This is a genomic window from Streptosporangium sp. DT93 (assembly GCF_049844535.1).
Lineage (GTDB): Bacteria > Actinomycetota > Actinomycetes > Streptosporangiales > Streptosporangiaceae > Streptosporangium.
The window spans coordinates 308,816-326,451 of sequence record NZ_JBNCLF010000004.1; the positions used below are offsets into that span (position 1 = coordinate 308,816).

A 17,636-nucleotide genomic window follows, 5' to 3' on the forward strand; every position below is an offset into this window, starting at 1 on the left:
GATCCCACCGGCAATACACTCGCCCCAAGGGAGGAAAGTCATGAACAGCCGATGGCGACCCGAGTGCTCCGCCTCCGCGCCCCAGGAGCCGCCGTTCCTCCTCGTCACCGTGGTGCCCTACACGCTGCTGGCCGCCCTCACCGTCCTCAGGGTGGCCAGGGAGCCGCTGGAGGGCGGCTCCCTGCTCGTCGACCTCGGCCTGTGCGCGCTGGCCGCGGCATGGATGCTCGGCATGTTCACCCTGCGTCCCGCCTCGTGGGAACGACCGGCGGCCACGACGGTGTTCTTCACCGGACTCGTACTGATCACCGCGATCCTGGTCGTACGGGATCCCGCGTTCGGGCTGTTCACCCCGGCGCCCTACATCTACGCCTTCACCCTCCTGCGCTGGCCGTGGCGACTTCTTGGCGTGGCCGCCACGGCGGTCGTGGCCGGCACCGCGCAGGCCTCCACCATCGACAACACGACCTGGTCCGGCCTGACACTGTCCATGATCATCGTTCTCGCCAACGTGGGCCTCATGGGCGGCACCGCCTGGGTGCTCCGCCTCGCCGAGCGGGAGGACGAGCAGCGCGAGCGGACCCTCACCGAGCTGAACCGGGCCAACCGGCTGCTGGAGGCGACGCTCGCCGAGAACGCCGGCCTGCACGCCCAGCTGCTCGCCCAGGCCCGGGAGGCGGGCGTTCTCGACGAACGACGGCGGATGGCCCGCGAGATCCACGACACCCTGGCCCAGGGACTCACCGGGATCATCGCGCAGCTCCAGGCGGCCGAGCAGATGCACGAGGTCCCCGCGCAGTGGAGACGGCCCTTCGACGCCGTCAAGGGCCTGGCCAGGGAGAGCCTGGCCGAGGCCCGCCGCTCGGTCGACGCGCTGCGGCCCGAGCCGCTGGAGACCTCACCCCTGAGCGACGCGCTCGCCGACGTCTGCGACCGGTGGTCGAGGCTGCACGGTCTCGCCGTCCAGGTCACCACGACCGGCACCGCGCGGCCGATGACACCGGAGGCCGAGTTCGCGCTGCTGCGCACGGCGCAGGAGGCCCTGGCCAACGTGGCCAAGCACGCCCGCGCGACCAGGGTCGGGGTGACATTGTCCTACCTGGAGCACGAGGTCGCACTGGACGTACGCGACGACGGCACGGGCTTCGAGCCGCCGGACCTCGACGCCCGCACGATCGCGAACGGCGACCCCAACCCGCCGACCCGCGACGGCGGGTTCGGCCTGACCATCATGCGCCAGCGCGTCGAGGGACTGTCCGGAAGCCTGCGGATCGAGTCCGAACCCGGCTCCGGCACCGGCATCTCCGCCCGCGTCCCCCTCCTACCGGCCGGGAGCCGTCCATGACCCGCGACACGACCGACCCCGCGACCGGCCAGGCGGCCGAGCCCCCGATCCGGCTGATCGTCGCGGACGACCACCCCATCGTCAGGGACGGGCTGAGCAGCATGTTCGCCTCCGCACCCGGATTCGAGGTGCTGGGCGAGGCCTCCGACGGCGCCGAGGCCGTACGGCTCGCCCAGCGGCTCCGGCCCGACGTGATCCTGATGGACCTGCGCATGCCCGGCATGGACGGGCTCACCGCCATCACCGAGCTCGCCAGGCTCGGCCTCACCGCGCGCGTCCTGGTCCTGACGACCTACGACACCGACACCGACGTGCTGCCGGCGATCGAGGCCGGGGCGACCGGCTACCTGCTCAAGGACTCCCCCCGGGAGGACCTGCTGCGCGGCGCGCGCGCCGCCGCCCGGGGCGAGAGCGTCCTGTCCCCCTCGGTCGCGGCACGGCTGATGACCCGCGTCAGGACCCCCGCGCCGCAACTGCTCAGCCGGCGCGAACTGGAGGTCCTCGAACTCATGGCGGCCGGGAACACCAACCGCGAGGTCGCCGCCCGCCTGTTCATCACCGAGGCCACGGTCAAGAGTCACCTGCTGAACATCTACGCCAAGCTCGGGGTGAAGGACCGCGCCGCCGCCGTCACCGAGGCGTTCAACCGCAGACTCCTCGTCCCGCGAGCGTCCGAACATCCCTGAGCCCTCGCCTCTCCGGCTTCCGCCCGCGCACCGGCAGGACTCGCCGACGCCGGCACGTACGCGGGAACATGAACACCCCCATTCTCAGATGCGATGAAAGACAGCGATCGATGCCGCGATTGCCAGGCAACCCGAGGCTTGATGCCAGAATTTGCGACGGTATCCTGAGATCGCGACGACGTCTCGGACCAGCGAGGCCATCGCTCTTTCGAGCGTCGGCCCCGGCATCGTCCACCGATGAGCCGGGACCGGAGGCGGGGGAGGTGACGGTCGCCGCGATCGAGCCCACCGGCGTCGTCGTGGAGATCGCCGATCCCGCTCGCGCAGCGAGCCAGTAAGGAGCCCCTGTTGTTCAGGTTGTCCAGGCGCGTTTCCCGGTGGGCCCTCACGGTCCCCCTCGCCCTCACCCTGGCCGCCGGTCTTTCGGGGTGCGGCTCCAGCGATTCGGCCACCCCCGCCCCGGCCGCGCCGGCCGCTTCGGGATCGACGGCGCCGACGGCACCGTCGAGCGAGGTCACGACGCTGACGGTGTTCGCCGCCGCGTCACTGACCGGAACGTTCACCGAGCTGGGCAAGGCCTTCGAGACCGCGCACCCGGGCACGACGGTGCGCTTCAACTTCGGCTCCAGCGCCACCCTGGCACAGCAGATCGTCGAAGGCGCCCCGGCCGACATCTTCGCCGCCGCCAGCCCGGCCGCGATGAAGACCGTCACCGACGCCTCCCTGGCCGGTGCCCCGATCACGTTCGTGCGCAACAGCCTGCAGATCGCCGTCCCCGCCGACAACCGCGCCAAGGTCGACGACCTGGCCGACCTCGCCGACCCGAAGATCAAGGTCGCCCTGTGCGCCGAGCAGGTGCCCTGCGGCGCCGCCGCGGCCAAGGCCCTGGACGCCGCCGGCCTGAAGGTCACCCCGGTCACCCTCGAACAGGACGTCAAGGCCACCCTCACGAAGGTCGAGCTCGGCGAGGTGGACGCCGCCCTGGTCTACAGGACCGACGTCCTGGCCTCCGGCGGCAAGGTCCAGGGCATCGACTTCCCCGAGTCGGGAAAAGCGACCAACGACTACCCCATCGCCTCCCTGTCCAGGGCCCCCGCCCCCGAGGCGGCCGAGCGGTTCGTCGACCTGGTGCTGTCGCAGCAGGGCAAGGACGTGCTGACCAAGGCCGGCTTCCAGACCCCCTGAGACGCGACGACGGCGTTCCCCGCGCAGCGGAACCCGGGCGTCAGGGCGGATGGGACGACATCTCGCCGCAGCGCTGTCACGTCGTCCGGGACGTGCCGTAACGTGGATGACCTCGGCTTGCACTCCCCACGAGCCGGTAAGAAGACGACAGCATCGGACTGCCCATCGGCCCCGACCCGTTGGGCGTCCTGGTCTGGATGTGGAGAGCGGATGTGGACCGACGACGCTTCCTGTCAGCATCCGCGTACTCCGTGGCCGCCGCCGGCGTGCACCTGGCGGGCTGGAAGGCGTACGACGCCGGAGAGCAGGGCCTCGCCCAGCGGTACTACCTGCAGTCCTACGCTCTGGCCGTCGAGTCCGAGGTCGTCGGACACGACGCGTTCGTGATGCGGACCATGGCACAGCAGGGGATGAAGCTGCATCGGCCCGAACACTGTCTCGCCCTGGCCGAGACCGGTCTTTCACGGGTCCATGGGAAAGTCGACGCGCGGACAGAGGCCCTGTTCGCGATCACGCACGCGCACGCTCTGGCGAAGACGGGTGAGCGCCGCCCGGCCGTCCAGGAGGTGGAACGCGCGCGTGCCTGCCTGGCCGGCGCGGAGGGCGACGAGATGCCGTTCTGGGCTCTGGCGTGAGGTCCGGCCACGGCGACCGTGCATTCGCGCACCGCCAAGGTCTTCGAGACGCTCGGCGACCGGCGCGGGGCCGCCGAACAGTACGCTGTCGCGGCGGCGAGCCGGCCTCCGGGAACGTACGCGCGGATCGTCGCCCTTGATCTGGTCGCTCAGGCAGAGATGCAGGCGGCACAAGGCGGTGTCGAGCAGGCGTGCGCGACCTGGGGCCGGGCGATGGATGCCATGGACGGGGTTCACTCCGTCCGTGCGCGAAAGGCCGTGCTGGCCATGCGCCGCAGCCTGACACCGTTCCGCGCCAGGGGATTACGCTGCGCTCAGGAGCTGGACGGACGCGCGGTCGACTTCCTCCGCGACTGAACCCGTCCCGTACGTGCGCAGGAGGTGGATGGGCCGCCCTCCCCACCTCGGGCAGAGAGAACCCCCGGTGAGGGGGACGGTCTCACCGGGGGTCGATCCGGCCGGGGTACGGGGGAAGGCTCCGGCCGGACGTTCTGGGTGTTGCTCTACTTGAAGGGCGACTCGGGAGCGGGTGGGTCGTCGAAGAGCGGGATGGCCGGGATGGCGCACCACACCGTGCGGCCGAGGCCGTGGCCGTGCTCGCGCGTGCCCCACTCCAGGGAGATCTCGCGGACGATCAGCAGCCCCCGGCCGTCCTCGGCGTCCACTTCTTTTCGGACATGAGGCCCGGAAAGCAGGGAACCCGGGTCATTGACGTGAACGTAGATGATTTCATTCGTAGCGGCGACGGTGAGGCCGATGAAATCCCTGCACGCGGAGTCGGAGTGCCTGATCGCGTTCGTCACCAGCTCGGAAACCGCCAGGACGACATCGTCGATCGCGGGATGATCGGCGCCGAGCCATGCACGCACTTCGGAACGGGCTCGTGAAACGGATTCGCGAATACCCGGCAGATCCACGCTGCCGATGGCCTTTGGCTTCGGACTCGCCGTTTCCATGTTTCACCCACCTGAGGGACTCATCCTCGACCGACCTTCCGACCATCCCAAATTTCGGATACATTCGGTAGTCGATTGACTTCGATCAGTTATCAACGGTTTCAATGAAACCCCTGTTGAAACGTTGGTTCCCCCTGGAGGCACGATGCCGAAGGAAAGTGATCTCTCTCCCTCCGACTCCCCGACGGCCCTCTTCGGCTACGAGTTGCGGCGGCTCCGCAAGGCCCGGGAGTGGTCCCAGATCAAGCTGTCGAAGGTGGTGCCCTACTCGATCGGGACGATCAGCATGATCGAGACCGCCAAGCGGTCACCGTCGGAGGAATTCGCCCGCTACTGCGACGAGGCCCTGGAGGCGGAGGGTGCCCTGATGCGGCTCTGGCCGATGGTCAGCCACGCGTCGGCCCCGCCGTGGTTCCGGCCCTGGCTCGACGTGGAGGCCACGGCGGAGGCGCTGCGCACGTGGGAGCCGCTGATCGTGCCCGGTCTGCTCCAGACGGAGGACTACGCCAGGGCCATTCTGCGCGGCGATGTCGGCGTCACTCCCGAGCAGGTCGAGGAGCAGGTGAAGACCAGGATGGAGCGCCAGTCCATTCTCAGACGCCCCAGGCCCCCCTTGTTCTGGGTCGTCATCGACGAGGCGGTCCTTCATCGCCCGATCGGCAACCGTGCCGTGATGGCGGAACAGCTCAACCGTCTTCTGGAGGTCGGTCAGAGCTCGCGGACCACCGTTCAGGTTCTTCCCCTGGAGGCATGTTCCACCATCGGACTCGCAGGTGGATTCGCCATAGCGCAGACACGGGGCACTTTCGACACCGCTTATGTCGAGTCCGCCGGGGTCATGAGCCGGGTAACGGAGCGACCCGAAGACGTCGGCGTTCTAGCATACAGATACGAGGGGATTCGATCCGAAGCACTGTCCCAGCGCGAGTCCCTGGAACTGATCAAGGAGACATTGCAGCGATGGACGAATTGACCCGGGAACTCGATGCGGCCACATGGCGCACGTCCACGCTGTCGGGGCCTGACGGCGGAAATTGTGTCGAGGTTGCCGACATGTCCGGCGGCCGTAGAGGTGTTCGCGACAGCAAGAACCCCTCCGGCCCGGTATTGGTCTTCACCTCCGCCGAATGGGCGGCCTTCGTCGGCGGGGTGAAGAGAGACGAGTTCGACCGGGTGTAGCGACCGTCGATGCCCCTGATCTTTGCGTTTTCGCCTGGATCGATAAGGTGCGGGCATTGACCGCTAGCATGCCCCGAATGTCGACCGTTCGTGAAGCGCCGCAGCGGACCCGGGGACGCCTCGGATGGCTGGACGCCCTGCGGGGCATCGCCGCCCTGGTCGTGGTCTTCGAGCACGCGCTCGAACCGCTGCTGCCCGAGGCCCGATCCGCGGTCAAGGCGGTTTTCGAGCCCGGCTGGTACGGGGTGATGGTGTTCTTCCTGGTCAGCGGCTACATCGTGCCCGCGTCGCTGGAGCGGCGGGGCAGCGTGCGCGCCTTCTGGACCTCCCGGCTCTTCCGGTTGTACCCGCTGTTCGGCGTGTGCGTGGCGGGCATGGCGCTGCTGGTGGCCATGGGCTGGGACGAGGGGGACGTCTGGTGGGACTCCCGGCCGGTCTCCCTGGCGCTGGGGCATCTGACGATGCTGCAGAACCTGCTGTACATGCCGAACGTGGTCAACGTGCTGTGGACGCTCTCGTACGAGATGGCCTTCTACCTGCTGCTGACCGCGATGTTCGTCCTCGGCGTGAACCGCGGGAGCACCACGGGTGCTCTCGGCTTCGCGGCCGTGGCGGTGCTGGGCGCGGGTGTCCTTCCGGCCGGACTGCTGTCGAACGGCTCGTCGAGCCGGATGCTGACGGTCACGCTGCTGGTGACCGCCCTGGTCGCGGCGGGCCTGACCGCCGTGCTGAGAGGTTCGGACGCGGTGCGGCGCGTGGGCGCGGTCGTCTGCGGCGGCACCGTGCTGGTGCTGCTGGCCGTCAACCAGAGCTATCCCGGCCCCTGGCAGGGACTCGTGATCATGGCCACCATGTTCGCCGGTACGGCGCTGTACCGGGCCGAGCGGGGCGAGATCCCCTGGGGGCGGGCCGGGTGGACGGTTCTGGTCCCGCTGGCCGGGATCTGGCTGGGGCGGGACGAGTTCGGCGTCCAGACGGCCACGATCGCCGCGTGGCTCACCTTCGCCGCCGGGATGGCGCTACGGCACCGCGGGGTGCCACGGGCCCTGGCCTGGCTGGGCGTGGTCAGCTACTCGATCTACCTTCTCCACCCGCTGCTGCTGGAGAGCGTGGACCATCTGTGGCCCGAACCGCAGTCCGTGCCGCTGGGGACGCGACTGGTGGCCCTGGCGGGCGTGGTGGCGGTGCTGCTCGGGCTCAGCGCGCTGACGTGGCGTTTCGTGGAGGCTCCGGCGCAACGGCTGGGCAGGCGCGTGGCGTCACGAAAAGACCGCACGGACCGGACAGAGGACACGGACCGGACGGATCAGACGGACCGGACGGAGCAGGCAGATCTGACGGACCGTCGAGCAGGCATGGCTCCCTCGTGTCCGAAGGAGCCATGCCGTCCCGATCGAGGGTGATCCGGCACCTCCGGTCGCCGCGACTCCCGGAGAACGGCCGTACGGCCACCCCGGAGAGCACGCCCCGCCATCCCGTGGCGGCGATCGCCGCCAGACCGGGTGTCCGCCCGTGAACCCCGTACTACTTGGTGAACGTCTTGCGGATGACACCCCTGAGGACCTCGCCTGGTCGCTGCTGCTCCCCGTGCAGGGAGGTCAGGACGAGAAGCGTTCCGGTGACGGCCGGGATGACCCACTGCATGACGCGCAGCTGCTGCTGTGCCTTGGCGACGTCCTGCGGGGTCTCCTTCTCGGGCTTCACCCCGCTCTCCGCCGGCACGTCGCCCGCGCTCTCCAGCTTGGTGCCGAGCGCCCCGCTGTAGGCGGTCGCGGCCAGGGCCGCGAAGGTCAGTGCCCCCTTGACCGTGGTGCTCGCCCCCACCCCCTTCTGGTGCGCCACCCGGCTGCTGTTGGCAGCGAGCAGGCCGACGGCGCCGACCAGGTGCGCGCCGATGCCCAGGGCGTTCACCGGCTTCCACCGCATCCAGCCGGAGTTGGCCACCCGCAGCCGCTCGTTCCTGTCGCTGACCACGCCGGAGGCGCCGTTGAGGCCCACCGCGCCCATCAGCGATCCCCCGAACCAGGCGGCCAGTCCGACGTCGTGCATCGCCCGCACGACGGTATTGCGTTTCATGCGTTTCCCCCTCGTCACACGTGTTCTTTCGCGATCTCTATGGTGGATATCGCGCTGTTACCACCGTGATGGGAGTTAGCTACCCGAATCTGCTCATGCGATCCGCTGATGCACCGATGCGCAGATCAAGGTTGTGGCTGTGGCCGGTCAGGAAGCGGTGAAACCCGCACGCGGGAAGTCCGGGACCGCCTCAGGAAGGGAGTTCGCCCGCGAAGACGCGCTCGTCCAGGAACGGGTTGCGGAACTTGCCCGCCGGGTCGAGGTCCGCCGCCAGCTTCCGGAAGTCCGGCAACCGTTCGTACAGCGAGGCCAGGCGGCCGGGGGGCGTAAGGAAGAGCTTGCCCCAGTGCGGGCGGGCCTCGAACGGCTCCAGCGCCTCCTCCACCACGGCGAGCACCCGGCGCACCGCCGGCCAGTCCTGCTTCCAGGTGAAGTGGACGGCGACGACGTCCCTCCCGTAGGAGGGGCTCAGCCAGAGACCGTCCGCGGCGACGGTACGGATCTCCGAGATCTGCAGGACCGGGGCCACCGTCTCCCTGATCCCGTCCAGCGCGCGCAGCGCGTCGAGCGCGTACCGGCGCGGCAGGAGATACTCCGACTGGAGCTCCTCCCCGCTGCTCGGGGTGAAACCCAGGCGGAAATGCGGCAGCCGGTCGTACCAGGGGCCGGGCACGCCCATCTGGGCGGTGCAGTTGACCGCGGACATGCCCGGCAGGGGGTGCCGGTCGGCCGGGGCCGCCACGGCGCCGAGCCAGCGCGGCGAGGGCTCCCACGCGCCGGGGTCGCCGTCCCGCCGTTTCACCCACACCTGGTCGATCGCGGGGCCGCTCCACCCGGTGAACATGCTCACGCTGTACGCGGCCGAGGTGATCTCCTCGAAGTGCTCCTCCAGGCCGGCCCAGGGCAGGTTCTCGTAGACGTACTGCCGCACCTCGAAGGTGGGGACGACGTCGAGGACGACCCGGGTGACGACGCCGAGCGCGCCGAGCCCGACGACCGCGCCGGCGAAGCGGTCACCGTCCCGCTCCCGGTCGAGGACGGTGATCTCGCCGTCCGCGGTGACCAGCTCCAGGCCGGACACCGCGGTCGCCAGGTTGCCGTTGGCGTCGCCGGAGCCGTGCGTGGCCGTGGCGCAGGCGCCCGCGACCGAGATGTGCGGCAGGGAACCGAGGTTGTGCAGCGCGTACCCCTCGCCGTGCAGCCACCGGCTCAGCTCCCCGTACCGCGTGCCGGCGCCGACCGTGACCGTGCCGCGTGCCGGGTCGAGCTCCGGGGCGCCGGGCAGGTCCTCCAGGGAGACGAGGTCCCCGCCGGGACGGTCGGCGATCTCGTTGAAGGAGTGCCGGGTCCCGAGGGCCCGGACGGCGTCGCTCGACGCGACCAGCTCCTGGAGTCGCTCGACGGAGGCGGGACGGTGGAACCGCGCCGCCCCGTAGGTGATGTTGCCCGCCCAGTTCGTCGGCCGCCCGGTCACGATATGCCCTCCCTTGACTCCCGCCAGGCTATGCGCGACCGGCCGGTGCCGCGAGCGCGGGGGTGCCTCGGGTGTGTACCCGTCCCCGGCCTTGGGACCCGGCCTTGGGACCCGGCCTTGGGACCCGGCCTTGGGACCGGGCGAGGTGCCGCGAGCGCGGGGCCTCGGGGTACGTCCCGGTGGGACGCCTCCGAGGATGATCAGCGGCGGCGTGCCGCGCACTCGATGCAGGTGCGCGCGATCGGGCGTGCCCGCAGGCGCTCCGGCGCGATGGGCCGCCCGCAGCCGTCGCACACGCCGTAGGTGCCCCGGTGGAGCCGTTCGATCATCTCGTCGAGGTCGGCGAGGTGGGCACGGGCCCGGTCCAGCATGGACTGCAGGTGGGAGCGCTCGAAGGCGATCGTCGCCCCCTCGGGGTCGTGCTCGTCGTCGTTGGCCACCATCGCCGACGCGGCGACGAGGTCGTCCCAGTCGCGCGTCAGCGCCGCGATCTGGGAGATCGTGCTCTCCCGGTCGGCCGCCAGGAGATCGCCCATGGCCGCCCGTTCCGAAGGCGGCAGCGCCGATGCGGGAAGAGGTTCCTCCATCGCCGTCCCGTCCCCTCCCGATGCCGGTCCGGCTCCCGGCCGGGAGCGTCCCGGTCCCGACGAAAAAGCCACCGGCCGCGAAAAGCCGCTGACCCGCGAAAAAACCGTTGACCTGCGACTTCGCTAGTTTACGGCCTTTCAGGGGGCCGTCGTCATCCTCCGGGGCCGAGCGCGCGGTCGAAGACGGCCCGTCGCTCGTCGAGGTAGGCGGCGTCCGCGAGGTACTGGAGGTGGTGCCCGTCGGCCAGGTGGCCCGCGAACGCCGCGTTGCCCGCGGCGGCCTGGGCCCGCATGAAGTCCACCAGGGCGTGCAGGCGGGCGATGACCGCGTCGACCAGGACGCCCCGGCCGGCGGCGTCGAGCCCGTAGCGGTCGCAGAACAGGCGGGCGCGGCGGGCCTGTTCCGCCGTCGTGCCGAAGCCGACGGGGCTGGCGGGTGCGGTGACGGGGGCCCAGCGGTAGACGGCGTAGGCGACGTCCCAGAGCCGGGGGCCGGGGTGGGCGGTGTCGAAGTCGATGATCCCGACCACCCTGTCCCCGTCGTGGACGCAGTTGTACGGGGCGTAGTCGCCGTGGCAGATCACCTCGACGGGCTCGCGGGCGGGCAGCATCCAGCCGTCGGTCACGTCGCGGGCGTGTTCCACGGTGGCGTCGTGGTAGGCGCGCAGCAGCTCGGCGGCGCTCTCCAGCGCCCGGCCGGAGGCCACCTCGGGGGTGAACGGGTAGTTGCCCACCTCCCCCGGCAGGAAGTCCAGGATCTCGAAGCCGTCGCCGGTCGTTCCGCGGACCGCGGGCGACGCCGTGAACCCGCGTGCCCGCAGGTGCGCCAGGAGACCGTGGACCGCCGGTGACCACGGCCCGGCCGGACGTCGTACGGTCGCGCCGACCCTCACCACCTCGTTGACGCCACCACCGGCCAGAACCTCCCGCTCGGGCATCGTCCGCCCTCCCTCGTGATCTCGTGATCTCGTGTCGCTCGCGTACCCGGACGATTCTGCGACAATCAGATCGATCACCTCGGACATCCGTGACGTCACGCGCGACCGGCCCCTCACGAGGAAGGCCATCGTGCCGGTGGGGCGATCCCACCGGCACGACGGCCTGGTCGACGGCGAGCGGACGTCAGAAGGCGAAGACCGGTCCGGTCGCCGCGTACATCTCGCACTTGTTGCTGAACGTCCTGGAGTAGCGGATGAAGCGGCCGTCCCAGGTGCCGGTCGCGGTCGCCGTCACGGCGTCGTAGTACTGCGGGCACCCCCGCCACGGGGGCCTGATCGAGGCCGGGTCTCCCTGGGCGCGGCCCAGTACGCCGCACGCCTCGGCCGGCCGGGGATGCGTGCCGCGGATCGGCGCGCACCAGAGCCGGACGCGCCGCGTACCGCCCCTCTCCGAGACGGCCAGCGTGAGTTCCCGCTGGAGCGGCCCGATGAGTGGCGGAACGACGATGGGCGGCATCGGACGCGGCGGAACGACGATGGGCGGAACCGGGCGCGGCGGCCACGGCGGCCACGGCGGCCGGGGGCGCGGCGGGGTCGGCTGGCCCCACGGTGGGGTCGGGTCGGGACGCGGCGGCCAGGGCGGCGGGCCGGAGGTCGGCGGGGTCGGCTGCACCCACGGAGGCCCGGACATCGGCGGCCTCGGGTCGGGACGCGGCGGCCACGGCCTGGGCGGCGGTGGGGTCTGGACGAGCGACAGGTCCGCGGACCGGGCGACCGGTGAGCCGTCCCCGTCACCCGGTGGTTGCGCGTCCGCGACGGCCGTGCCGCCCAGGAGAAGGAACCCGGCCGCGGCCAGGCCAACAACGCATTTCATGAATTCCCCCGATAGTACGAATATCGTAATAACCGAAATAGAGATTCCGGATTGTCCGGGGGGACAGATTCATTTCCTGAGCTGCGAAGATGCTATGCCGACGACGTCGGGATGTCTCGCAGCGACTCACCACGGAATATCACGAACCAGTCGATCAGCAGAGCGGCGGCCAATTCAAGCGGAAACGACCTCGCTCGCCTCCGCCGGGCGGGGCGGGCCGCAAACCCTGCGACGAGGGAGACAGGTGACGGGACGACACCCCACCTCGGTCCACACGAACCGGACGCGCACGGGCCGGATCCACACAGATCCGGCCCCCGCGAACGGTCCGCACAAGCGTGAGCCGCACGAACCGGGTACGGGCCTGTCGTCCAGGACAGGCCCGTACGGATTCCCCTAGTCTCGCCCGGCGCGGTTGACCGCGGAGATGACGGCCTTGAGCGCGGCGGTCGTGGTGTTGGCGTCGATCCCGGCGCCCCACAGGGTCCGGCCACCGATCTCGCACTCGACGTAGGAGGCGGCCTTGGCGTCGGTGCCGGCGCTCATGGCGTGCTCGGCGTAGTCGAGGACGCGCACGCCGATGCCGATCGTGGTCAGCGCGTCGCAGAACGCGGAGATCGGGCCGTTGCCGACCCCCTCGACCTCGCGGATCTCACCGTCGACGCGCAGGTCGGCGCCGATGGCGTCCTTCCCGTCGCCCCCGGAGGCGGTGCGGTGGGCCAGCAGGCCCAGCCTGCCCCACGGGGCGGCCGGGTTGGGCAGGTACTCGTCGGTGAAGACCTCCCACATCTGCGCCGCGTTCACCTCGCCGCCGAGCGCGTCGGTGCGGGCCTGGACGGCGCGGGAGAACTCGATCTGCAGGCGTCGCGGCAGGTCCAGGTGGTGGTCGGCCTTCATGATGTAGGCGACCCCGCCCTTGCCGGACTGGCTGTTGACCCGGATGACCGCCTCGTAGGTGCGGCCGATGTCCTTGGGGTCGATCGGCAGGTACGGGACGGCCCAGGTGAACGCGTCAACCGGAACGCCCGCCGCCTTCGCGTCGCGCTCCAGGTGCTCGAAGCCCTTCTTGATGGCGTCCTGGTGGGAGCCGGAGAAGGCGGTGTAGACGAGCTCGCCGCCCCAGGGGTGGCGCGGGTGGACCGGCAGCTGGTTGCAGTACTCGGTGACCCGGCGGACCTCGTCGATGTCGGAGAGGTCGATCTCCGGGTCCACGCCCTGGGAGAACAGGTTCATGCCCAGCGTGACCAGGCAGACGTTGCCGGTGCGCTCGCCGTTGCCGAACAGGCAGCCCTCGATCCGGTCGGCCCCGGCCATGTAGCCCAGCTCGGCGGCGGCGACGGCGGTGCCGCGGTCGTTGTGGGGGTGCAGGGAGAGCACGATCGAGTCGCGGTGGGCCAGGTTGCGGTGCATCCACTCGATCTGGTCGGCGTAGATGTTGGGCGTGGCCATCTCGACGGTCGCGGGCAGGTTGACGATCACCTTGCGGTCGGGCGTGGGCTGCCAGACGTCGTTGACGGCGTCGCAGACCTCCACGGCGTACTCCAGCTCGGTGCCGGTGAAGGACTCCGGGGAGTACTGGAAGTAGATCTCCGTGCCGTCCATGTCGTCGGCCAGCTTCTTGCAGAGCTTGGCCCCCTCGACCGCGATCGCGGTGATGCCCTCGCGGTCCTGGCCGAAGACGACGCGGCGCTGGAGGGTGGAGGTGGAGTTGTACAGGTGGACGATGGCCTGCGTGGCGCCACGTACCGACTCGAAGGTCCGCTCGATCAGCTCGGGCCTGGCCTGGGTCAGGACCTGGATCACCACGTCGCCGGGGATCAGGTCCTCTTCGATGATCTTCCGTACGAAGTCGAAGTCGGTCTGGGAGGCGGCGGGGAAGCCGACCTCGATCTCCTTGTAGCCCATCTTCACCAGCAGCTCGAACATCTTCAGCTTGCGCTGGGGGTCCATCGGGTCGATCAGCGCCTGGTTGCCGTCACGCAGGTCGACGGCGCACCAGCGCGGGGCCCGGTCGATGACCTTGCCGGGCCAGGTGCGGTCGTTCAGCCTGATCGGCTCGAAGGGCTGGTAGCGCCCGAACGGCATGGGACTGGGTTGCTGCTGCGGATACATGCAAGGCTCCTCGACTGGGAAAACAATCGTGGCCGACGCGCATGGCTCGCTCCGCGACGAGGGAGCCGGCCTCTACAGGCCCTCGTCGCGGCAGCTAAGAAGCAGGCCGCGCAGCATGCACAGCACGCTAGCAGACGGTCCCGAATATCTGGACATCGATCTCACCAGGCAAGACGGGTCGTTTCCCCCGGATCCCCGCATCCGCCGGGACCTGGGCCGATGCGGCCTTTTCTCGATCGGATACAGTCCGAAGGGACGCCGACAGGGACAGTACGGGGGTACGGCCATGAAGGACGGCGACATTCTCGCCCACATCAACGAGCTCATCGCCGAGGAGAAGGAGCTCCGGGAGAGGCTCTCCTCGCACTCGATCTCCTCCGGGGAGGAGAACACCCGGATCAGGCACCTTGAGGAGGCGCTCGACCAGGCGTGGGACCTGCTCAGGCAGCGCCGGGCACGGCGTGAGTTCGGCGAGAACCCGGACGACGCGGCCCCCCGCCCGATCGACGAGGTCGAGGACTACCGCCAGTGACCTGACCCGTCACGCCCCGTTCAGGAGCGGTCCCGGAACGGCTCGGAGCGTTCTCCGGGGCCTTCGCGGAACCCGGAAGACCGTCCACCCAAATCCGGGAGACCGTCCACCCGGAGGATCACGCGCGGCGTCTCCGGAGACGCCGCGCGTGACCTTCACCGGAAGATCAGAAGATGGCCGTGGTGCCGGTGGGATTGCCCAGCCACGGTGTGCCGTATGCGTAGTGCCCACCGGTGGTGGAGACCATCACGTACCCGTGGTTTCCGTCCGTCCGGTAGCTCACGTCGGAGACCTCGCCGGCGACTCCCCCCGGAGAGCCGCCCAGGTAGCGGGCATTGCCGTAGGCGTAGATCTGCCCGGCCTTGCTGACCATCACGTAGCCCTGTCCGTCGCGCGTGGGGGACATGGCGACGATGGCACGGCTGAATCCCGTCGGGCTGCCGCCCAGGTACTGGGCGTTGCCGTAGGCGTAGATCTGGCCGGCGGAGGTGAGCAGCCAGTAACCGCCTCCGTCCGGTGTCATCTCCACGTCGACGAACCTGCCCGTGTAGCCGGTCGGGCCGCCGCCCCGGTAGACGGCCGAGCCGTACGCGTAGACCTGGCCGCCGGCGCTCATCATGACGTACCCCTGGTCGTCGGGCATCGCGGCCATGGCGACGATCTCCTGCTGGTAACCGGTGGGACTGCCGCCCTTGTACGGCGCGTTCCCGTACGCGTAGACCTGGCCGGCGGAGCTCAGCAGCCAGTAACCACCCCCGCCCGAGGTGACCTTGCCGTCGACGAAGCGGCCGGAGTAACCGGTGGGAGAGCCGCCGTGGTGCCCGCCGTTCCAGGCATAGACCTGACCGGTGCTGGAGAAGTCGGTGTAGGAGTTCGGGCCGGTGATGTGGACGCCGCCGCCGTTGGCCACGGCCTCCGGTGTGGCCGGGGCACCGATGTTGATCGAGGTCGGGGTGAGACCCGTGATCGACGTGCCGGTACCGGCGTTGGCCGGGCACTGCATCGCGCCGTTCCTGCGGATCTCGAAGTGGACGTGCAGGCCCGTGGAACTGCCGTTGACGGCGGTGTGGCCGATCAACTGGCCACGGGTGACCGTCGCGCCGTTCGGGACCAGTGGGTTGCTCGGCGACTGGGCCAGATGCGCGTAGCGGGTCGACCAGCCACCGGAGTGGACGATGTCCAGGTAGTTGCCGTATCCGGTCGGGTCCACGGGTTTCCAGGCGACGGTGCCGTCGTAGGAGGCGTAGACGGGTGTGGAGGGGGTGCGGGCGATGTCGACGCCCGCGTGCGTGTGCGTGGGGCGGGCCTCGCCGCAGGCGCCGCTGACGACGCCGTTCGCCGGCCACCACAGGTAGCCGTCCGGGGCCGCGTGCGCCGGCGCCGTGAGGGCCGTCGTGGCCCAGGAGAGGGCGAACGCGGCCGTGAGAACGGCTGCCCTCCGGAACCGGATCAGGGGCCGGTGGGGGTGGGCCGTCACTGCGTCCGATCTCTCCGGAAGCCCGGGGAATTCGGTGTCGGTCATCGGATGACTCCTTCGCGAGGGTGCCGCGGGGGGCGCGGCGGGTGAATGTGCCGATGGAGGGGCTGAGAGGCCGGGCCGTGACAGGCGGGCCGCGACGGACCGGCCGGCCCGCCTGTCACGGCCGAGGTGCCCGGCGGAGGGCGGTGCCCGGCGGGGACGGTGCCCCCGCGGCGCCGGGCGGGAGTGTCAGGCGCGTTCCCAGATGGCGACCCAGTCGATCTGGACGTTGCCCTTCGCGGTGTCGGCCGGCCCGGTGGGGGTCGTCTCGGTCTGCAGCACCCAGTGCATGGGCCGGTTCGGGATGAGCGCGGTGTTCGTGCTGGTGCCGATGGTGGTTCCGTCCAGCACGAACCGCACCGACTGGGGAGTCCATTCGATGACGGCGGTGTGCCATCCGCCGTAGGTGGCGGTGGTGGGGAAGTGGTCCTGCGACTGAGGGGCGCCCCGGTGGTGCATGAACGCCTCGATGCGGCCGTTCAGCGTTCCCTCGGGGAAGTCGATCTCTCCGTCGGACCAGGTGTCGGAGTCCGGCCACAGCAGCCAGGCCGTCTTGTAACCGGCCACGGCGTCGGCACGGAAACGCACCGCGTAGCGACCGTAGGTCAGCCCGTGGTAGGCGTTGGCGTGGCCGGGGATGATCGGCAGCGGTGCCGAGACGAGGTGCCTGCCGTCCTCGGTGTGCAGGTACATGTTCATCATGCCGTTGCCGATGCTGACCACCTTCCTGGGGGCGTACCAGCCGTTGCCGAAGGTGTCGGGGCCGTTGTCGTAGGCGGTCCACCTGCTCGCCACCGCGGCGGGGAAGCCGCCCAGCGGTACGGGGGTGGCGAAGTCGTCGGTGAAGACCTGCCGCCATCCGGGCAGGTCGCCCCTGGGCATGGCCTGCCCGGAGGGGTCGACCGTGCCGGCGGGAACCTGCCAGAGCTGTGCCGGGCCGGCGTCGCAGGTGTAGACCCAGATCGGGTTCCCGTCGGCGGTACCGGCGTTCTTGGAGGCCAGGCACAGGCCGGAGTGGTCGTTGACGAGGGTGCCGTTCGGCCGGGGGGTCCAGATCTGCGCGGGGCCGCCGTCGCAGGTGTACAGCCATACCGGGGTGGTCGAGACGGTGCCGGCGCCCTTGACCGCCAGGCAGTGATCGCCCTGTACCCGGATCGTGCCGTCGCCGGGCAGGGTCCACCGCTGATGGGCGGTGCCGTTGCAGGCCCGCAGGACGATCGGGTTGCCGTCGGCGGTGTTGCCCCCGGCGTTTTCCAGGCACTTGCCGGCGATGCCTTTGATCGGGCCGGTCACCGCGGCCGCGTGAGCGTCGGGTGGTACGGCCGATGCCATCGCCGAGAGCAGCGCGGTCACCGTCGCGAGCGTTTTCCAGCGCATCGCTCTTCCCATGGGGTCCCCTTTTTCTCTGCCGTTTGCGTACTCCTCAGAGATTCCGGAAACCCGGGCCCGCATGGAACCGGTCAACGTCCCGCGTAACGTTTCAGCTCTTTCGCCTTCCCGAATACAACTCGATGTGGAACGTTTCGTGAGTGAGTGAG

18 protein-coding genes are annotated in these 17,636 nt (G+C 70.2%); 9 read left to right on the forward strand and 9 right to left on the reverse strand.

The features are described 5' to 3' along the window. Nucleotides 1-40 precede the first annotated feature (40 nt). From ACLQ2R_RS11765 to ACLQ2R_RS11785, 5 genes are all read left to right on the forward strand, one after another. Complete coding sequence (locus ACLQ2R_RS11765; protein ID WP_425959451.1) at nucleotides 41-1,345, forward strand: sensor histidine kinase; 1,305 nt, start codon at nucleotides 41-43, stop codon at nucleotides 1,343-1,345. Then, complete coding sequence (locus ACLQ2R_RS11770; RefSeq protein WP_425959452.1) at nucleotides 1,342-2,031, forward strand: response regulator; 690 nt, start codon at nucleotides 1,342-1,344, stop codon at nucleotides 2,029-2,031. Before ACLQ2R_RS11765 ends, ACLQ2R_RS11770 begins: the two co-directional genes overlap by 4 nt. Nucleotides 2,032-2,388: 357 nt before the next feature. Then, nucleotides 2,389-3,216, forward strand: coding sequence for a molybdate ABC transporter substrate-binding protein (gene modA, locus ACLQ2R_RS11775; RefSeq protein WP_425959676.1), 828 nt, complete (start codon nucleotides 2,389-2,391; stop codon nucleotides 3,214-3,216). Nucleotides 3,217-3,428: 212 nt separating this feature from the next. Next, a complete protein-coding gene (locus ACLQ2R_RS11780) occupies nucleotides 3,429-3,851 on the forward strand; it encodes a hypothetical protein (protein WP_425959453.1) in 423 nt (140 codons plus the stop codon). 18 nt (nucleotides 3,852-3,869) lie between these two features. Beyond that, a complete protein-coding gene (locus ACLQ2R_RS11785) occupies nucleotides 3,870-4,208 on the forward strand; it encodes a hypothetical protein (protein WP_425959454.1) in 339 nt (112 codons plus the stop codon). A gap of 146 nt (nucleotides 4,209-4,354) precedes the next feature. Here ACLQ2R_RS11785 and ACLQ2R_RS11790 read toward each other — a convergent pair whose 3' ends face one another. Continuing rightward, nucleotides 4,355-4,807, reverse strand: a complete 453-nt coding sequence (locus ACLQ2R_RS11790; protein ID WP_425959455.1) for an ATP-binding protein — start codon at nucleotides 4,805-4,807, stop codon at nucleotides 4,355-4,357. A 145-nt stretch (nucleotides 4,808-4,952) separates the two neighbouring features. Between ACLQ2R_RS11790 and ACLQ2R_RS11795 the strand changes: the two genes are divergently transcribed. The 3 genes from ACLQ2R_RS11795 to ACLQ2R_RS11805 all read left to right on the forward strand — a co-directional run bounded on the left by ACLQ2R_RS11795 (nucleotide 4,953) and on the right by ACLQ2R_RS11805 (nucleotide 7,389). Next, the gene (locus ACLQ2R_RS11795; protein WP_425959457.1) at nucleotides 4,953-5,780 is read left to right on the forward strand and encodes a helix-turn-helix domain-containing protein; all 828 of its coding nucleotides are present in this window, start codon (nucleotides 4,953-4,955) and stop codon (nucleotides 5,778-5,780) included. After that, on the forward strand, nucleotides 5,768-5,986 hold the full coding sequence (locus ACLQ2R_RS11800; protein WP_425959458.1) for a DUF397 domain-containing protein: 219 nt from the start codon (nucleotides 5,768-5,770) through the stop codon (nucleotides 5,984-5,986). Before ACLQ2R_RS11795 ends, ACLQ2R_RS11800 begins: the two co-directional genes overlap by 13 nt. Nucleotides 5,987-6,063: 77 nt before the next feature. Next, nucleotides 6,064-7,389 carry an acyltransferase family protein gene (locus tag ACLQ2R_RS11805; protein ID WP_425959459.1) on the forward strand — a complete coding sequence of 442 codons (1,326 nt, stop codon included), beginning with the start codon at nucleotides 6,064-6,066 and terminating at the stop codon, nucleotides 7,387-7,389. A 121-nt stretch (nucleotides 7,390-7,510) separates the two neighbouring features. Here ACLQ2R_RS11805 and ACLQ2R_RS11810 read toward each other — a convergent pair whose 3' ends face one another. The 6 genes from ACLQ2R_RS11810 to leuA form a co-directional block, all read right to left on the reverse strand. Further along, nucleotides 7,511-8,062, reverse strand: coding sequence for a hypothetical protein (locus ACLQ2R_RS11810; RefSeq protein WP_425959460.1), 552 nt, complete (start codon nucleotides 8,060-8,062; stop codon nucleotides 7,511-7,513). Nucleotides 8,063-8,252: 190 nt separating this feature from the next. Then, nucleotides 8,253-9,536, reverse strand: a complete 1,284-nt coding sequence (locus ACLQ2R_RS11815; protein WP_425959461.1) for an FAD-binding protein — start codon at nucleotides 9,534-9,536, stop codon at nucleotides 8,253-8,255. Between the two features lie 200 nt (nucleotides 9,537-9,736). Continuing rightward, nucleotides 9,737-10,123: a TraR/DksA family transcriptional regulator gene (locus ACLQ2R_RS11820; protein WP_425959462.1), complete on the reverse strand. Its 387-nt coding sequence runs from the start codon at nucleotides 10,121-10,123 to the stop codon at nucleotides 9,737-9,739. A 152-nt stretch (nucleotides 10,124-10,275) separates the two neighbouring features. Beyond that, a complete protein-coding gene (locus tag ACLQ2R_RS11825; protein WP_425959463.1) occupies nucleotides 10,276-11,061 on the reverse strand; it encodes an aminoglycoside phosphotransferase family protein in 786 nt (261 codons plus the stop codon). Nucleotides 11,062-11,245: 184 nt separating this feature from the next. Further along, nucleotides 11,246-11,578, reverse strand: a complete 333-nt coding sequence (locus ACLQ2R_RS11830) for an SSI family serine proteinase inhibitor (protein WP_425959464.1) — start codon at nucleotides 11,576-11,578, stop codon at nucleotides 11,246-11,248. Nucleotides 11,579-12,331: 753 nt separating this feature from the next. Then, the gene (gene leuA / locus ACLQ2R_RS11835; RefSeq protein ID WP_425959465.1) at nucleotides 12,332-14,047 is read right to left on the reverse strand and encodes a 2-isopropylmalate synthase; all 1,716 of its coding nucleotides are present in this window, start codon (nucleotides 14,045-14,047) and stop codon (nucleotides 12,332-12,334) included. 286 nt (nucleotides 14,048-14,333) lie between these two features. Here leuA and ACLQ2R_RS11840 point away from each other — a divergent pair, with 286 nt between their 5' ends. After that, complete coding sequence (locus ACLQ2R_RS11840; RefSeq protein WP_425959466.1) at nucleotides 14,334-14,579, forward strand: DUF2630 family protein; 246 nt, start codon at nucleotides 14,334-14,336, stop codon at nucleotides 14,577-14,579. Nucleotides 14,580-14,745: 166 nt separating this feature from the next. Here ACLQ2R_RS11840 and ACLQ2R_RS11845 read toward each other — a convergent pair whose 3' ends face one another. Together ACLQ2R_RS11845 and ACLQ2R_RS11850 are read right to left on the reverse strand one after the other, a co-directional pair. Beyond that, nucleotides 14,746-16,101, reverse strand: a complete 1,356-nt coding sequence (locus tag ACLQ2R_RS11845) for a M23 family metallopeptidase (RefSeq protein ID WP_425959467.1) — start codon at nucleotides 16,099-16,101, stop codon at nucleotides 14,746-14,748. A 186-nt stretch (nucleotides 16,102-16,287) separates the two neighbouring features. Beyond that, nucleotides 16,288-17,487 carry a ricin-type beta-trefoil lectin domain protein gene (locus tag ACLQ2R_RS11850; RefSeq protein WP_425959468.1) on the reverse strand — a complete coding sequence of 400 codons (1,200 nt, stop codon included), beginning with the start codon at nucleotides 17,485-17,487 and terminating at the stop codon, nucleotides 16,288-16,290. Between the last annotated feature and the right edge of the window lie 149 nt (nucleotides 17,488-17,636).

Excerpts from the sequence above, each read along its gene's own strand:
- ACLQ2R_RS11770 (WP_425959452.1), top strand. The coding sequence starts at position 1,342 with ATGACCCGCGACACGACCGACCCCGCGACCGGCCAGGCGGCCGAGCCC.
- leuA (WP_425959465.1), bottom strand. The coding sequence starts at position 14,047 with ATGTATCCGCAGCAGCAACCCAGTCCCATGCCGTTCGGGCGCTACCAG.
- ACLQ2R_RS11810 (WP_425959460.1), bottom strand. The coding sequence starts at position 8,062 with ATGAAACGCAATACCGTCGTGCGGGCGATGCACGACGTCGGACTGGCC.
- ACLQ2R_RS11790 (WP_425959455.1), bottom strand. The coding sequence starts at position 4,807 with ATGGAAACGGCGAGTCCGAAGCCAAAGGCCATCGGCAGCGTGGATCTG.
- ACLQ2R_RS11850 (WP_425959468.1), bottom strand. The coding sequence starts at position 17,487 with ATGGGAAGAGCGATGCGCTGGAAAACGCTCGCGACGGTGACCGCGCTG.
- ACLQ2R_RS11845 (WP_425959467.1), bottom strand. The coding sequence starts at position 16,101 with ATGACCGACACCGAATTCCCCGGGCTTCCGGAGAGATCGGACGCAGTG.
- ACLQ2R_RS11820 (WP_425959462.1), bottom strand. The coding sequence starts at position 10,123 with ATGGAGGAACCTCTTCCCGCATCGGCGCTGCCGCCTTCGGAACGGGCG.
- ACLQ2R_RS11825 (WP_425959463.1), bottom strand. The coding sequence starts at position 11,061 with ATGCCCGAGCGGGAGGTTCTGGCCGGTGGTGGCGTCAACGAGGTGGTG.
- ACLQ2R_RS11840 (WP_425959466.1), top strand. The coding sequence starts at position 14,334 with ATGAAGGACGGCGACATTCTCGCCCACATCAACGAGCTCATCGCCGAG.
- ACLQ2R_RS11800 (WP_425959458.1), top strand. The coding sequence starts at position 5,768 with ATGGACGAATTGACCCGGGAACTCGATGCGGCCACATGGCGCACGTCC.
- ACLQ2R_RS11805 (WP_425959459.1), top strand. The coding sequence starts at position 6,064 with ATGTCGACCGTTCGTGAAGCGCCGCAGCGGACCCGGGGACGCCTCGGA.
- ACLQ2R_RS11765 (WP_425959451.1), top strand. The coding sequence starts at position 41 with ATGAACAGCCGATGGCGACCCGAGTGCTCCGCCTCCGCGCCCCAGGAG.
- ACLQ2R_RS11795 (WP_425959457.1), top strand. The coding sequence starts at position 4,953 with ATGCCGAAGGAAAGTGATCTCTCTCCCTCCGACTCCCCGACGGCCCTC.
- ACLQ2R_RS11830 (WP_425959464.1), bottom strand. The coding sequence starts at position 11,578 with ATGCCGCCCATCGTCGTTCCGCCACTCATCGGGCCGCTCCAGCGGGAA.